The organism is Undibacterium pigrum, from assembly GCF_003201815.1.
In the GTDB taxonomy this organism is placed as follows: Bacteria; Pseudomonadota; Gammaproteobacteria; order Burkholderiales; family Burkholderiaceae_D; genus Undibacterium; species Undibacterium pigrum.
The window spans coordinates 338,921-353,749 of sequence record NZ_QJKB01000005.1 but is presented as its reverse complement, the minus strand read 5'-3'; the positions used below and the strand labels follow the sequence as shown (position 1 = coordinate 353,749).

Genomic DNA, 14,829 nt, shown 5'->3' with positions numbered 1-14,829 from the left:
TGCACTACTTGCTCAGTCGAAAAATCACACTGACACAGCATGTCTGATCAGTTCAAAATTCTTCCCAGCTGCCTTCGATCGCTGCAACAAATTTGGGTTTTGGCAAAGTCTTGTCGACAACGCGCTGGATTTTTTCTATCCCCATTGCCGTTGATTTACGTATCGCGCCAGATTGTTTTTGAGCGCGTGGCTTTTCTCGCACTTGAGCTGTATGCTCGATCTTAAACTGTTGAACCAGATTGGCCAGGGTAATGGCCTGATCTTGCAAGGAACCAGCCGCTGCTGCTGCCTGCTCGACCAGTGCCGCATTTTGTTGAGTCACTTCATCCATCTGCGTGACTGCAATATTTATTTGTTCTATGCCTGAGGTTTGCTCTGCACTGGCTGCAGTGATCTCACCCATGATGTCGGTGACGTTACTGATACTACTGACGACCTTGTCCATGGTTGCGCCAGCCTCATCAACCAGGCGGCTGCCCAGACCAACTTTTTCAACGGAATCATCGATCAGCAACTTGATTTCCTTGGCAGCAGAGGCGCTGCGCTGTGCCAGGTTGCGTACTTCGCTGGCAACCACGGCAAAGCCCCGGCCCTGTTCACCAGCGCGGGCTGCTTCAACTGCTGCATTCAGCGCCAGGATATTGGTCTGGAAGGCTATACCGTCGATAACGCTGATAATATCGACAATCTTTTTCGATGAGGTATTGATGTCCCCCATCGTGCTAACAACCTGCGCGACTACCACCCCGCCCTGTATGGCGACTTCACTTGCGGCGATGGCCAGTTGGTTTGCCTGCCGGGCATTGTCCGCATTTTGCTTGACGGTAGTAGTTAGTTCCTCCATCGATGAAGCAGTTTCCTGTAAAGCACCCGCCTGCGATTCAGTGCGGGACGACAGATCCATGTTGCCAGTGGCTATTTCAGAGGAAGCTGTTGATATCGTCTCTGTGCCCTGCCGTACCTGACCAACCAGGTGGGCCAGGCTGTCATTCATCTGCTGCAAAGCAAGCATCAACTGCCCTGCTTCATTTTGTGAATGAACCTCAATCTTGCTGGTGAGATCACCTTCCGCCACGCTTTGTGCCACCAGTATTGCCTTTTTTAATGGGGTAGTGATGGCACGCGTGCTGCTCCAGGCTATCCCTATGCCGATAAAAATGGCTGAGATCGTCGCAATGATCATGAAGGTCATCGAGGCCTGATAAGCTTCCTTGGCATTGACTTCGTCCTGGGTATTCTTCGCTTCTTGCAATATGACAAATTCATGCAGCGCATCTTGCCAGATGGTGTTCGCTGGAATGACGTCTTTCAAGAGAAATTTGACTGCGGCATCCTTATCCGTTTTTGCCATTTCTATAAATTTGTCATTGAGTGTCCGCGCAGCCAGTTGGTCTGCCTTGATTTTACCCATGAAGCTTTTGCCAGCATCATCCATGGGCATTTTTTCCAGTTCCGAATATGCCTTGTTGTAATGGCTACGTGCTTCGTCGATTTTCTTGTGCTGTTCTTGCTTCATGCTGTCATCCGACAGCAGTGCAATGGTTCTGATCACCCTCGATACGACATGTACAGAACTGGCCATCTCTTCCAGATGGTTGATTTTGGCAACATTGACATCGACAACATGATGCAGCGCTTCATTGGATTTGCGCATGCCATGGATACCCAATAAGGCAACAATAGCCAGGATGCAGAGCAACAGGCCATAACCTACGCCAAGTTGCTGGCCTATTTTCATGTTAGATAATTTCATTTTATGTCTCCGGCTGATTGGATGTTACTAAATTAGAGTTTGGATCAAATACATGGTTTTTCTGGTCAACTAAAGTTGCTGCTAATGCTGCAAACAATTCCTGATCATTGACCGGCTTTTGCAAAATAGACATGGCATGCGCCAGCTCTGCATTTTTCTGTTTGTCACTCAGATCTTGCCCTGTCAGGACAAGCACCGGCAGCTCATGATCTATTTGTTCCAGTGTTTTTATGACTGCAAATCCAGACATATCCTGCATGTTCAGGTCAAGCAATACGCATGCTGGTCGCTTGGTGCGCAAGCTGTCGAGGAAGGCTTTGCCCGAGATAAAGGCATGTGCTTCCAGTCCGGCTGAGCGCAGCAAACGCAGCAGAGCGCGACGAATTCCTTCTTCGTCATCGATCACTGCTATCCATGTAGATGTGTTTTCCATGAGCATCATCTTATGTGGACAAAGATGATGGAGCTATTGGACCTTGGTCCAATAACGGGCATGCAATTGTGATTCAAGGTGACGTGGCTGGGCGCAGAGCAAGCCGGCGACAGCCTGCCTCAGACTTTCAGTTTTTCCAGTAAATGGATGAGTGCAGCAACAGAAGTGACATCCATCTTGTTCATGACTTTGGCACGGTGTACCTTGATGGTTTTTTCGACTGTCCCCAGTTCTGCCGCAACTTGCTTGTTGAGTTTGCCTTCGACTAAAAGATGGAGCACTTCAAGTTCACGAGGGGTGAGGCTGTCCAGGCGGGTTTGTATTGTTTGTTTCTCGGTTCTTGCAAGTCTTGCACGCCGGTTGTTCTCGCAGGCGGTCTGTACTGCTGTCAAGAGCTTGTCTGCATCCACGGGTTTGGTCAGAAAATCTTGCGCACCCAGCTTCATGGCAAGCACACCTGTGTCAATACTGCCATGCCCCGTCAAAAAGATAATCGGTAAATCACTGCCCATCTCAATGAGCTTGCGTTGCAATGCCATGCCGCCCATGCCTGGCATGGCCAGGTCCAGCACCAGGCAACCCGCTTTACTCGCGCTGCCGCTCTCCAGAAAGGCTTGCGCCGATTCAAACGTGACGGCATTTATTCCGGCAGATTGCAATAGGCGCGACATCGCCTTGAGTACCGCTGGCTGGTCGTCGACAAGAAAAACATTGCTTGCTTCTGTCATGTTGCAGATTCGCTAGAAGTTGGAAGATAGAAGCGAAAGCTCGCGCCAGTGCCAGCATGATCGTCGAGGTTTTCATACCACAAGCTGCCGCGAGTGGCTTCAATGATGTTTTTGCAAATTGACAATCCCAGTCCCATACCGTTGACCTTGCTAGAGTAAAAGGCTTCGAATACCTTGTTGCCCATAGTTTCAGGCACGCCAGGGCCGTGATCATTGACGCTGACTTCCACCCTGTTCTCCTGGTCCAATCGGGTATTGATCTCTATGATGCGCTGGCTGGCATCGAGCCCGGCAACAACTTCACTGGCATTCATGATCAGATTAATCAAGACCTGTTGTATTTGCACGGTGTCAGCGCTGACACTGGGTAAATTGTCTTGCAACTCACTTAGCAAAGTAATGTCCTGGTTAATCATATCATTGCGCAAAATATACAATACTTCAAGCACCAGCTTATTGATATCTACGCTTTGCTGTTCTTGACTCCGTTTGTCAAACAGACGGCGCAGACGCCGTATGATTTCCCCGGCACGCTTATCCTCATCGACTATGTCTTGCAGTATCTCGCCCAGTTCTTGTCTGTCTACCTCGGGGCGCGCCAGATATCGCTGTGCTGCCTGCGCATTGCTGAGTATGGCGGTCAGCGGCTGGTTCAACTCATGGGCCAGGGCACCAGATAATTCGCCCATGGTAGCCACGCGTGCCAGGTGCATGACTTCCATGCGTTTTTGCCCCAGCTCAAGTTCAGCTTCCTTGCGCGCAGAGATATCGACTGTCACGCCGCGGGTCAGCAATGGCTTTTGTAGTTCGTCTAATTCCACTTGCCAGACGACAGCCAGCCATCGCTCTGCCTCGCCATCTAACACTACTCTGAATTCTGCCTGATACCGCTGCTGCTGATCAAGATGGTAATCAGCCGTTATATTCTGAATTTGACGACGATCTGAAGGGTGTATGCGTTGTAAGACCATATCCATGTTCAGGACCTCATCCAGACTAAAGCCAAATTGCCTGCGCCATTCCAGTGAAGCCCATAATTCCCCCGTTCTCAGATCGCGTATCCAGGTACCAATATGAGTAATGTCACTTGCCATGGTCAAGCTTAACTGAATAGCCCGTACATCGTTTTCCCGTACTTGCAGACGCTCGGATAACTGCAATTCATGCGCACGTCTTTCGCGCTCGGTTTCTGTAATATCGCGAATAATGGCAATGACAGTATCCTGGGTACAAGGCACTACCCTGGCTTCGAATTGCATGTCTCCCCTGCCTGCAACGGCCAGGTCATGGCGAAATTGTTGTAATCTGCCGCTGCATAAGGCCTGTTCGATCGCGTGTGTATATTGACTTGCCACATAGGGAGGTAACACGTCTACAACCTTTTTCAGCAGGAGTTGTTCCCGGCTTTGCAATAACATACCAGGATCAGGAGCGTGGACATCAAGGTGGGTGCCGTCCTGATGTATGGTCAAAATCAAGTCAGGAATGGCATGTACCAGCGCGCGATACTTAGCTTCACTTTCCATCAATGCCTGTTGCGCCCGCTTTAGTAAGCTGACGTCTGTCACCAGTACAAAAAAACCTTGAACGACGCCATCGACGGTATGGGCAATATATTGCGCCCAGGTATGAGCTACATCCCCATTTGCCTTGACCAGAGTACGTTCGAATCGCTGATCTACCCCTTTCAAAACAGCCTTGATATAGGCAATATTTCTGGAAAACAGTTCCTGCCCGAGTAAATCCTGCATGTGTATACCTTGCATTTGTTCAGGCGTGCGACCAAACCAGCTCAGGTAGTGATGGTTTGCATAGGTGCAAAGCAAATCAGAGTTCCAGTAAGCAACCATTCCAGGTAAATTTTCAGCGACCACACTGGCGAAATATTGCCCCTCGACCTGATTCATCGGTTGCCCCTGTCGCCGGGTGATATCCGTCATTTGTATGCCCACACAGGATTGCTGCCCTTGTGCTTGCAGTAAAACCATCTCCAGGCGCAAAAAGCGCAGTTCGCGATCTGCCCTTATCGCTTTGAGTTCGCACACAGATTGCCCACCAATCGCTATTAGATGGGCGATCTGTGCATCAAAGACAGCATGATCTTCAAAGACAAATGTGTGTAAGGCCTTGCCGGTGAGAAAATCTGGCGTGGTACCCAGCAAAACTGCTGCCGCCTGGTTTGCATGCATCACCAATCCACTAGCACTGCTTATCAGGCAGGGAGTAGCCAGTTGCAGGAAGAAATCTTGGTAAAGACCTTGTCCAGTCAGGAAGGTCTGATTGGCATGCTTGAGCGCAAAATTTTCTTGCTCAAGCTGCTCCAAACGCGCAAACATGTCTTGCCCGGTTTTCAGCACAACTTGCGAATTTTCGTTCGTTTGCATGAGAATTGAGTTGATTTGGTTTGTCAGCTTATCTCAATAAACCCTTGAATACCTTGTGGTTTATCATACTGAAGCTAAATCCTGTTGCTAATTGACCATACATAAATAGTATTCTAGTCCTGTAAGACGTACAAAGGATCAGGTCTAAGCGGCTTAATTCCCCAACAGTCCCGCCAGCGCAGGTGCTGCCATGGACGGCAAAAATTCAGTCACTGTGTACTGCGCAATGCCCTCGCGCTGAAACGGGTCTTCCAGCAAAATCGCGTCGAGTTCTGCCCGGCTGGCGACATTTGCCAGAATAAACCCACCTGTACGCGGCTCCTTGCGCCCGGACAGCAAAAACTGCCCGCTGGCGTAATGGCGTTCCAGAAATAGCCTGTGTTCGGCAACAAACTGGTCGACTAGAGCAAGTGGCTGGGTGTAGGTCAGTTCAATAATGAACATAAGAAAAATCCCTGGAACGCGTAAAAAGATGCGGATAGAAATGGAAGTTTATTATTGGCGACGGCAGACCAGCGCATCAATTGCCTGGAATTTTCGCAGCAAATACACATGCTAAAATCCTGTAGAGTAATTTTCTATCCGGACAAGACCAAGACATGCATCTTCATACCAAAATCAGCTTTTCAGCATTTGATGAACGCTATGAAATGGCCTTTTTATATTGCTATGACAAACAGAAAAATTATTGTTTCTCCCTTTCCAGGCTACCTGACGAAGACTATATAGAAATCATGGTCCTCGACCAGGTCATCCATCGTGTGCAAGATCTGGATTTCAGGCTGCAGGCTGACAATATTCTTGTGTGCCTGGATAATGCAACAGCGGCAGAACTTGATCACATTGCTGAGTACCGGATTCAATTCCAGTTGCCAGAAGAATCCAGGGACAGCCTTATTGCCGCATTGCAGGCGATTTTTGCGGGCAAGCAAGGTTTACAAATTGATGGCACATACCTTACAAAATAAAAAGACGCGCCATCAGCATTGCACCTAGCGCCCGCGCCCGCTCGTCTCCACAATAATATCCTTATCGCACTTGTCCACCTGACGGCTAAAACCTTCAGCATCACCGATTAATTTGGCCAGACCTTTACCGGTTTCAAAATTTGTTGGCAGCTTCAGGCGTATCTCTTGCAGGTATTTGCCATCGGCACAGCTCAGCATAAAATTGTTGGCCAGTTTCTCGCCTTCCTGGTTTTTGATCACATCAAAAAATTCTTTGACAGTGAAAGACTTGCCAGCATGTGACAGGATGAACTTGCCGACTGCAGAATTATTTACCTCTTCTACCGCTGCCGCAGCAGTCCTGAAATAAGTGTCTGCATCACGTGCCTGACAAGTACCATGCTTGTTCCATTCGTATTCACCAAACTTGCTTTCAAACTGAAAATTGGGCATCCACTTGGCGATGCGGTTGACGGTATCTGCATTCAACTTCAGAGGCGCACCAGGGCAATTACCATAATTGATGCCACACTCTTTTTTGTTGGGCCACAGGCCATGCAGGGTCAGGTTGGATATCTTCAGCGCACCGCTGTTGATGGCATCACATTCAGGCTTTTTGCCACGGTAGGCAAAGTGTTCACAAAAACCTGGCTGCCAGGTGATGGCCAGCACATAGCTGTCTTCCTGGTTGGGTGTAGTACACATGCTCTGCTGGTCCGCCGCCCTGGCCGCCTTGGCACGTCCTGCTGGCGCATTTTCTTGCGGTACCTGATCCAGCTGCGCCGTACCACAGTCGCGCGCCACCCAGCGCAAATTCGGATTTGCCCCTTCCACATCCACCCGCAACCAGCCATAGTCCCCCGCCTTGTTGATCTCCTTTACCGCATAGCTCTTACCCACCAAGGTCCGTAATGCACCGGGATTGCTTTGCTTGTTGAAAGACGAATACAGCTCACAAGACTGGCTGGCCGTGAAACTGCCATTGACAGGTTCGCTGGCATGCGCAGACAAAACCGTGCCGCCCAGCAAGGCGAGTGTGAACAGGAGACGCGTAGTCAGTTGTTGCATGTTGATGATTACTTTCTGTCGTTTGGTGTTGTAGCAGATGATGGCGCACTCACGCTGTGAGCATCTAATATCAGGCTTCCCAGGGATTAATGACGGTGACCCCGGCCGCCTCATACGGTGCAGTGTCGCGGGAAGCCACGATAAATTTGTGCGAAGCTGCAATTGCAGCGATATAGCCGTCTGGTAAGGGAAATCCTCGCCCGGCCAGTCTGGCTTTCACTGCCAGCCCAGCGTATTGCCGTGCCGCATCGGCGTCGAAAGACAGCACCCTGTCCCTGAATAACTCCATCAAACCATCAAGAGCCTGTGCGAACCTATCCTTGCGCTTACCTGCCGGAAGCGCACCAATGCCAAACAACAATTCAGCCAGGGTCACACTGGACAGATACAGGGTTTCAGCGGCCTGATTATTCAACCAGGCTAACACATCAGGATGCGGCTGAGGTTTCATCGCCTCAGAAACAAGATTGGTATCAAGAACGATCATTCAAACCTCAACGGCTCGGCGGGTGTCTTGTCTTTGGCTTGCTGGAGAACCTCAAAATCTTCATTCTTCAAGCCGACCTCACGCCCCAGTGCCGAGAGTGCATCCCCCAGACGAACGCGCGCCTCCGGTTTGACGACATGCGCCAGAATCTCACGAACTTCTGCCTCAGTACTATGCCCACGCTGGGCAGCCCGCACCCGCAATGCCCTGTGCACATCGTCGGGCAAATTACGTATTGTCAACATTGCCATAGCATCATCCTTAACAAATGCATTCGATGCATTCATCATATACGTTTGAATGCAAGTCTACAAGGATGGACTGGTTTGAAATTGAAGGTTCAAGGAGCCTTGCCTGTCATTGCCTGAATTTAAACAATTGCATATTATTTAACAATTAATCTATTCACTTTTCTATTCATATAAGCCAGTTTTCAATATGAAAATTAGCTTATTTTATCTATCCATAAAAAATTTAAAACAATGCCGAAAATCAACACTTAGATCAACTCAGGCATTTGCGTGCACAAAAGCCGTAGAAAACCGCTGCCATTCCAAATTGCTGCCTACCTACTGCAAGCCGGAGGAAGTGTCTTTTTAGAAGTCGTCCGTTTCGACAGAGCGGGACTCAAAGGCCGCCGCCCTAAGGCCACCTTTGCCGCCATGGACGGCGACCTGGGCATGCTCGATCAGAAATGGACAGCGGTCGCCCGCGAACTTGTACGCATGGGTCAGCTATCAGCCAAAGATGCAGAAACAGTTGAAATTCTCGACCTCTACGGCACGCTGATAGGCTACACGGACAAGCATCACGGCAATATTGCCCTGTCATGGACATTTAAGCAAAAACATCACTTACTACCAGCCTATGACATGCTGCCCATGTTCTACAGACCCAATACACATGGCGAAATTGTCCCCCGCACATGGGCGGCTGATCTCGCTAACGGACTTGAATTACGCCACCTGCCAAAATGCCATGACATGGCACAACAATTCTGGACAGCAGTATTGCACGACGAACGCATTTCCCAGGCATTCAAATCGACTATTGCCGAACAACACTTGAGTACCATGCGCGCATTATTTTGAACGTTGATGACAACGTATTGCCAAGCCCCATTTGGGGTTGAGAAGAATGATGGGTAAACCCTTGATGTCAATGGAGCGGGTGAAGGGAATCGAACCCTCGTATGAAGCTTGGGAAGCTCATGCAACTTTTTAGTATTCACGAGGGTTTCAGCCTTGTTTTAGTTCCGCAAAGTTCTTTTTATTTTTCAATTCTTCCCTAGCGCTGTTCCTCATCTCTCTTGCTTTGCGGAACAAAATTCATTCGTATTTATGGGTAGCATCTATCTTTGTACATAGTGACTCTACGACCTTCACTTGCAAAGGAAAGTGCACTTGTGCACTTAAAAGTGCTATTATTAGACCATTTAAAAGACCATTTAAAAGACCATTTAAAGGCGCCAATCATGGAAGCTATACTTGCTCCGTCATCCGTTGGAATTAGCGAATTAAAAGCTAATCCTACCGCTGTGCTGGAAGCCTCCGGCGATAAACCAGTTGCTATTTTGAATAGAAATAAGCCAGTTGGGTATATGCTCACTGCTGGGGCTTGGGAAAAAATTCATAGCATTTTGGAAGATGTCGAATTACGTCGCATCGCTGAAGCTCGTTTAACAGACGGGAAGAAATCAATAAAGGTTAAGTTAGATGACCTATGAACTTGAATTTCACCCTGATGCAAAAAAAGAGTGGGATAAATTGGATGGTGCCGTAAAAACGCACTTTAAAAAGAAATTGGCCGAACGCTTAGAGCAACCTCATGTTCCAAGCGCAAGTGTCAGCGGCGGTCAAAACTTATATAAAATCAAACTCAGAGCGACCGGTTACCGGCTTGTGTACCAAGTTAAGGATAAAGAGATTGTTGTACTCGTTTTATCCATTGGAAAACGAGACGGTAATATTGCTTACCAAAAAGGGCACGCCCGAAAGTAGTATGTAGACTGGAAGCAACATAAATCTGGCGCGAAACATTATTATAAGCGAACGAGCAAATAGAGTTTTGCGGAACTCGGAGGCCGAAAAAATCAGCTAAGCCATTGATTTCAATGGAGCGGGTGAAGGGAATCGAACCCTCGTATGAAGCTTGGGAAGCTGCCGTTCTGCCATTAAACTACACCCGCACCAGAGTTATTCTACGCGCATTTTCAAGATGTTAAACTGTCGTTCATAAGGGCATGGCGGGCAAACAAAAACGCCCAATGCAACGCACCGGACATCTTCATCGTTTGTAGCCACCATCAAATCATCACGCAGTGCGTCTCTTCGCCACCGCCTCAATTTCTATCAGCGTATCGCGTGTCGCCAGTGATGCGACGCCTATGCCTGTCAGCGCCGGGCGGGATGTGCCTAGGTAGTTGAGCAGTATGGGCACGACTGTTTCCATGTGGTCGGCCAGCTCACCTCTGATATAGACGCGCAGGTGCAGCAGGTTTTCTATGGAGGAATTTGCTGCTTCCAGTACGGTCAGCAGGTTTTTTATTGCGCCCTCTGCCTGTGCTGGCATGCTCTGGTTTTTTACCTGGTAGTTGCTGTCCCAGTCTACCTGGCCGGATATAAATATCAGGCCGCTATCTGCATCTGTCGCGGCCTGTGACATGCCGAATGGTGCGCCGTCGTACAGCGTGGTGGGATTGATCTTGTTGATGCTCATGAAAACCTCTCTATGTGATTAGGAACATAGAGAAAGTGTAGTGACAGCGACCGTGCTTAGCCATCAAGGCGGGCTTGTACCGGATACAAGCGCGGTTATGCCGTGACTGGAAATTTTTGACGTATCCTGTCGAGCAGCCAGAGCATGAATGCATCGTCTTTTGCACTGGAGTGATAGGCCGCAACGACTTCATAGCCTGGTGGATATTTCTTCAGCGGTATTTCAAACAGGCCTGCACATGGCATCAGGCGTGATGGCAAAAAAACCGACCATATCAGTTTGCTTCAGGTATTCTTGCGCCATGAAAAATGAGGGCACGGAAACATGCACTTTGCGCGACAGCTTTTGCTGTTCAAACCAGCTGTCTGCTGAGCCTTTAAAGCTGGCGATGCCGGGTGAGACCACGACGAAATCATGCTCGACCAGGCGCTCAAGCGGCAGATAGTCATCAAAAACAATATTCTTGTTGGCGCTGACGCAGAGATATTTTTCAGTAAACAGGGCTTCAGAAACCAGACCCTCTGGTACATAGCCGCTGGAAGTCAGGGTCAGATCAATGTCACCCTGCTGCATTTTCTGTATCAGGCTGGCACTCTCGATATTGATGACGATGACTTTGACCCCGGGGGCAGAAATTCTCAAGTCTTTTATCAACTCGCCGACGATGATTTTTTGCGTATAGTCGGTGGCAGAGATGACCAGGGTTCTCGCTGTATTTTCTGGCGTGATGGTATGCGGCAGCGGAATATCATTGAGCTGCATTAACACCTGACGGATATGTGGCTGTATCAGTTTTGCATAAGGCGTAGCGACTACGCCATGCCCGGTACGGACAAACAACTGGTCGCCGAGTATCTCTCTGATTTTTTTGAGTTGCAGACTGATGGCTTGCTGTGACACCGCAAGATACTCCGCGGCGGCTGACAAGTTTTCAAACTTGTATAAGGCATCCAGGGTTCTGAGATGATTGATTTCCAGCTTTTCTATCATGCGGTCTCTTATGGTATTGCGGTGTTGTGGTAGTGTGAAATTAAGCCAGGCAGCTCGAAACCAGATTCTTTATCAACAACGCATCAACAAAAAATACAGCCTACTGGAATAAAGCCTCATCGTCCAGTTGCAGGCTGCACATTCCTTGATGTGCCAGCATCAGTTTTTTATGACGTGTACATTCTATTGCCCCTCTCCAATTGAAAAAAATTGTGGCCCGCGCACATACGTCTTTGTGTTTTCGATAAGTTGCATTAAAATTAATAAACAGCTACGCCATGCAAGGCAAGGCTTCATGCCCTTGCCGCACTTCTCCCGATGTTCTATCCCTTACTGCAAAAAGGACGATCATGAGCACAGCAAGCCACCATGTCAGCAACTCCGGCAATTCCAGCAATTCCAGCAGCTCTGCCGGCAATACCAGCACAGCACCTGCCAGGCCCAATATCCTGTTCATCATGGTTGACCAGATGCGTTATCCACCCAGGTATTCTTATGATCCGCTGGAACCCTTGTACCAGATCTTGCGGTTTGAAGAAGGTAGCCTGCTGGATAACCCTTATGCTGAATTATTTCCCGGCTTTGTCAAACTGCGTGAACATGGTGTCTCGCTGCAAAATCATACCTGTTCCAGCATTGCCTGCGTGCCTGGCCGAGCCACCATCATGACGGGGCAGTACAGCGCGCATAGCGGCGTGACACAGACGGAGGGCATGTTCAAAGTGGATACTGATCCTGCCTTCCCCTGGTTGCCGCAAGATGGCGTGCCGACCATGGGGGACTGGTTTCGCGCGGCGGGTTATGAAACGCATTATTTCGGGCGCTGGGATTTGTCGGATTCACCCACAGGCAGTCTGGAAAACTGGGGCTTTAGTGACTGGGAATACTCCATCCCGTCTGACCAGCGTTTTGGCACACCCAACCTGGGGGTGTATCGCGATAAAAGTTATACTGACCTGGTCACCACTTTTTTACGGCGCAAGGGCCTTGGGGTGGAGGCGAATATCATCAACAGCAATAACCCCACCAATGCCAGCTTCAAGCTGCGGCCCTGGCTGGCGGTGGCCTCGTTTGTCAATCCGCATGATATAGGTGCCTACCCTTTCCCCTGGCAACCAGCGGTGGACGCACCCGCCACAGCACCAACACTGGGCGACATCATCGCGCCCTTTGGTGCGCCGGTGAAGGGCACGATGAGCCAGCCACCTGTGTATGGCAAGGCCCCCAATCAATTCAATGCGACCTACCGCGTGCCGCTGAACCCTGGTGGTTTCAAGCTGGGTGAAGTCAAGCTGCCAGCCAACTGGCGCGGCGATTTATCAAGCAAGCCAGATTGCCAGTACGATTATTCATACAAGTTCCAACTGGCCTTGACGACACTGCGCGGCCAGCATGCCGTGGTGCCCTCACCCTACCCTTTCAAGATGCAAAGCAATGCCGAGGACTGGTATCGCAACTATCTGGCGTTTTATCTCTACCTGCAATACCTGGTGAATATCGAAGTCAGCACCATCCTTGAACGCCTGTATGAAAGCGGCCTCGATCAAAACACCATTGTGGTCTTCACCTCTGACCATGGCGAGCTGGCAGGTGCCCACGGTGGCCAGATAGAAAAATGGTGTGGCGCTTATCAGGAAACCATCCATATCCCGGCCATCATTTCTTCACCGCTGGTGAATGGCGACAAAACCATGCGCACGGTGCAATGCCATACCACCCACGTAGACTGGGTGCCGACCCTGCTGGGCCTGGCTGGTTATGACCAGAACGACAGGCAGGCGCTGGCCAGATTCATCCAGGGCCATGATGTCAAACCACTGGCTGGTGAAGACCTGTCCCCTGTCATACGCGGTGATGTGCAGACCAGCGAGCGCAAGGGTGTGCTGTTTGTCAGCGATGACAATATCACAGCGCCACTCGATACCAATTACCTGCCCGACAAATACCAGTGGTATGTCAACATCACAGAACGCCTGACCAGCCCCACCGGCAAGCCTACGGAAGAGCAGCCACTGACAGCACCTGGCCCGGTGGTGCAGCCCAACCATATACAATCCTACTTTGAAAAACCCTGGAAACTGGTGCGCTACTGGGAACCGCAAAACCCTGCCAACACGCAATGGGAGTTATACAACCTGGATGCCGATCCAAATGAAAACCACAACCTGCTGCACTGGGACAAAACGACCGGTGAACCCTTGTTGCGTTCGGGGCAAATTGTAGAACTGGGTTTGAACCTGGCGCGTACCGAGTTTGATCTGCAATATCTGCGCAAGGCCCTGAACCAGGCTCTGATCAAGGCTGGCTATACACCGCAGAATATGCAGGAGATGGGTATCGTGGCGGATGGGCAGGTGCCGACCTAGATGCAATTTAAAGGGGCATGTTTATAAGCCCCTTTTAATTTTTCATGAGCAGAAGCGGTGCGCACGGCGCACCCTGCTCCGGATAATCTCATTTTTTCAGCAGGCATATTTCCCAGGACGCTCGCAATGAGCCGCCCCTGATTACTTCTCAACGAGTAAAATACGCATTGTAGCCAGATCAAACTTCTGGCATCCATCATTGCAATCAAGAAGTAAATGAGTCCTTTCAAATTCTCTGTATCAAATATTGGCACCAGCGAGCTCGTCGTATGGATAGAGCCATGGGCGCATGATTTCACCCTGGAGCCTGGTGAAAATCTGGTGCTGATTTCAAGTAGCCAGGAGTCAATGGTAGATCTGCACAGAGAAAATGATTCAATACAAATTTACCTGAATTCTTCCAGCGACTTCATTGTGCATCAAGCTGGCGACACTATTCATTGCGGCCATAAGCGCAGGCCGGTATGCGCATGAAAGCCATACTTGTTTATTGTAAGGCCCTGCTACTGTCCTGCACATTGGCAGCCATAGGCAATGCAGTTGCAGAAATTTGCATCGCCATCTTTCTCAGAAAATTTTATCCTGAGTTTGGGATCAGGGATTTATCGTTTGTGGATGCCATCCAGAAATTTGGAAGTGAACTGGCAGGAACACCTGTAGCCTTGATATTAATGACGATAGCTGGCTTCATACCACTCGCCTTTGCATGCAGAAAACACTTTAGCAAAATCTATTCTGCCTCTGTAGCCTGGGGACTTTTTATGGGCATCTATGGGGCGAATTTGCGCTTTATTTGCACGACCAATGCTCTTGAAAGCATGCTCAGTTTTTTCTTGCCGAAAAACTGGGATCTTTCTGATGCGAATTTTTTCTTTTTTTGTCTCGCTGCTCCTCTGATGGTATTGGTGATGATTATCATCTTGTTCCGAAGTAAAGCATAGTCGAAGCTAGCGCC

General features: G+C 49.4%; 18 protein-coding genes and 1 tRNA gene. 7 read left to right on the top strand and 12 right to left on the bottom strand.

Translation table 11 applies throughout. The features are described from left to right. Positions 1-52 precede the first annotated feature (52 nt). The 5 genes from DFR42_RS17115 to DFR42_RS17095 all read right to left on the bottom strand — a co-directional run bounded on the left by DFR42_RS17115 (position 53) and on the right by DFR42_RS17095 (position 5,742). Positions 53-1,753, bottom strand: a complete 1,701-nt coding sequence (locus DFR42_RS17115) for a methyl-accepting chemotaxis protein (RefSeq protein WP_110256210.1) — start codon at positions 1,751-1,753, stop codon at positions 53-55. Position 1,754: 1 nt separating this feature from the next. Further along, positions 1,755-2,195: a response regulator gene (locus tag DFR42_RS17110; protein ID WP_110256209.1), complete on the bottom strand. Its 441-nt coding sequence runs from the start codon at positions 2,193-2,195 to the stop codon at positions 1,755-1,757. 110 nt (positions 2,196-2,305) lie between these two features. Next, positions 2,306-2,914 carry a response regulator transcription factor gene (locus DFR42_RS17105; protein WP_110256208.1) on the bottom strand — a complete coding sequence of 203 codons (609 nt, stop codon included), beginning with the start codon at positions 2,912-2,914 and terminating at the stop codon, positions 2,306-2,308. Continuing rightward, positions 2,911-5,298, bottom strand: coding sequence for a PAS domain-containing sensor histidine kinase (locus DFR42_RS17100; protein ID WP_110256207.1), 2,388 nt, complete (start codon positions 5,296-5,298; stop codon positions 2,911-2,913). The genes DFR42_RS17105 and DFR42_RS17100 overlap by 4 nt, the downstream gene beginning before the upstream one ends. 153 nt (positions 5,299-5,451) lie before the next feature. After that, positions 5,452-5,742: a YciI family protein gene (locus DFR42_RS17095; protein ID WP_110256206.1), complete on the bottom strand. Its 291-nt coding sequence runs from the start codon at positions 5,740-5,742 to the stop codon at positions 5,452-5,454. Positions 5,743-5,897: 155 nt separating this feature from the next. On the opposite strand from DFR42_RS17095, the gene DFR42_RS17090 reads away from it, so the two are divergent. Beyond that, positions 5,898-6,266 carry a transcriptional repressor gene (locus DFR42_RS17090; protein WP_110256205.1) on the top strand — a complete coding sequence of 123 codons (369 nt, stop codon included), beginning with the start codon at positions 5,898-5,900 and terminating at the stop codon, positions 6,264-6,266. A gap of 24 nt (positions 6,267-6,290) precedes the next feature. On the opposite strand, the gene DFR42_RS17085 is transcribed toward DFR42_RS17090, so the two are convergent. From DFR42_RS17085 to DFR42_RS17075, 3 genes are all read right to left on the bottom strand, one after another. Beyond that, positions 6,291-7,313: a ribonuclease T2 family protein gene (locus tag DFR42_RS17085; protein WP_110256204.1), complete on the bottom strand. Its 1,023-nt coding sequence runs from the start codon at positions 7,311-7,313 to the stop codon at positions 6,291-6,293. A gap of 70 nt (positions 7,314-7,383) precedes the next feature. Beyond that, positions 7,384-7,800, bottom strand: coding sequence for a type II toxin-antitoxin system VapC family toxin (locus tag DFR42_RS17080; protein ID WP_110256203.1), 417 nt, complete (start codon positions 7,798-7,800; stop codon positions 7,384-7,386). Beyond that, complete coding sequence (locus DFR42_RS17075; protein ID WP_110256274.1) at positions 7,797-8,051, bottom strand: FitA-like ribbon-helix-helix domain-containing protein; 255 nt, start codon at positions 8,049-8,051, stop codon at positions 7,797-7,799. The genes DFR42_RS17080 and DFR42_RS17075 overlap by 4 nt, the downstream gene beginning before the upstream one ends. Positions 8,052-8,321: 270 nt before the next feature. On the opposite strand from DFR42_RS17075, the gene DFR42_RS17070 reads away from it, so the two are divergent. From DFR42_RS17070 to DFR42_RS17060, 3 genes are all read left to right on the top strand, one after another. Further along, complete coding sequence (locus tag DFR42_RS17070; protein ID WP_110256202.1) at positions 8,322-8,891, top strand: HipA domain-containing protein; 570 nt, start codon at positions 8,322-8,324, stop codon at positions 8,889-8,891. A gap of 383 nt (positions 8,892-9,274) precedes the next feature. Next, positions 9,275-9,526: a type II toxin-antitoxin system prevent-host-death family antitoxin gene (locus DFR42_RS17065; protein ID WP_110256273.1), complete on the top strand. Its 252-nt coding sequence runs from the start codon at positions 9,275-9,277 to the stop codon at positions 9,524-9,526. Beyond that, the gene (locus DFR42_RS17060; protein WP_110256201.1) at positions 9,516-9,800 is read left to right on the top strand and encodes a type II toxin-antitoxin system RelE family toxin; all 285 of its coding nucleotides are present in this window, start codon (positions 9,516-9,518) and stop codon (positions 9,798-9,800) included. Before DFR42_RS17065 ends, DFR42_RS17060 begins: the two co-directional genes overlap by 11 nt. Before the next feature lie 114 nt (positions 9,801-9,914). Here DFR42_RS17060 and DFR42_RS17055 read toward each other — a convergent pair. From DFR42_RS17055 to DFR42_RS17045, 4 genes are all read right to left on the bottom strand, one after another. Beyond that, a tRNA-Gly gene (locus tag DFR42_RS17055) sits at positions 9,915-9,988 on the bottom strand. 125 nt (positions 9,989-10,113) lie between these two features. After that, positions 10,114-10,518 (bottom strand): RidA family protein, encoded by a 405-nt coding sequence (locus DFR42_RS17050; RefSeq protein ID WP_110256200.1) that lies wholly within the window; start codon positions 10,516-10,518, stop codon positions 10,114-10,116. Positions 10,519-10,613: 95 nt separating this feature from the next. Next, positions 10,614-10,763, bottom strand: a complete 150-nt coding sequence (locus DFR42_RS29535; protein ID WP_211324332.1) for a hypothetical protein — start codon at positions 10,761-10,763, stop codon at positions 10,614-10,616. Beyond that, positions 10,741-11,508 (bottom strand): LysR family transcriptional regulator, encoded by a 768-nt coding sequence (locus DFR42_RS17045; RefSeq protein ID WP_211324331.1) that lies wholly within the window; start codon positions 11,506-11,508, stop codon positions 10,741-10,743. The genes DFR42_RS29535 and DFR42_RS17045 overlap by 23 nt, the downstream gene beginning before the upstream one ends. Positions 11,509-11,858: 350 nt before the next feature. Between DFR42_RS17045 and DFR42_RS17040 the strand changes: the two genes are divergently transcribed. The 3 genes from DFR42_RS17040 to DFR42_RS17030 all read left to right on the top strand — a co-directional run bounded on the left by DFR42_RS17040 (position 11,859) and on the right by DFR42_RS17030 (position 14,815). After that, on the top strand, positions 11,859-13,874 hold the full coding sequence (locus tag DFR42_RS17040) for a sulfatase-like hydrolase/transferase (RefSeq protein ID WP_170133559.1): 2,016 nt from the start codon (positions 11,859-11,861) through the stop codon (positions 13,872-13,874). 216 nt (positions 13,875-14,090) lie between these two features. Continuing rightward, entirely contained in the window at positions 14,091-14,348 is a 258-nt protein-coding gene (locus DFR42_RS17035) for a hypothetical protein (protein WP_110256198.1), read from the top strand. Beyond that, complete coding sequence (locus DFR42_RS17030) at positions 14,345-14,815, top strand: hypothetical protein (protein WP_146218875.1); 471 nt, start codon at positions 14,345-14,347, stop codon at positions 14,813-14,815. The genes DFR42_RS17035 and DFR42_RS17030 overlap by 4 nt, the downstream gene beginning before the upstream one ends. The last annotated feature ends 14 nt before the right edge of the window (positions 14,816-14,829 follow it).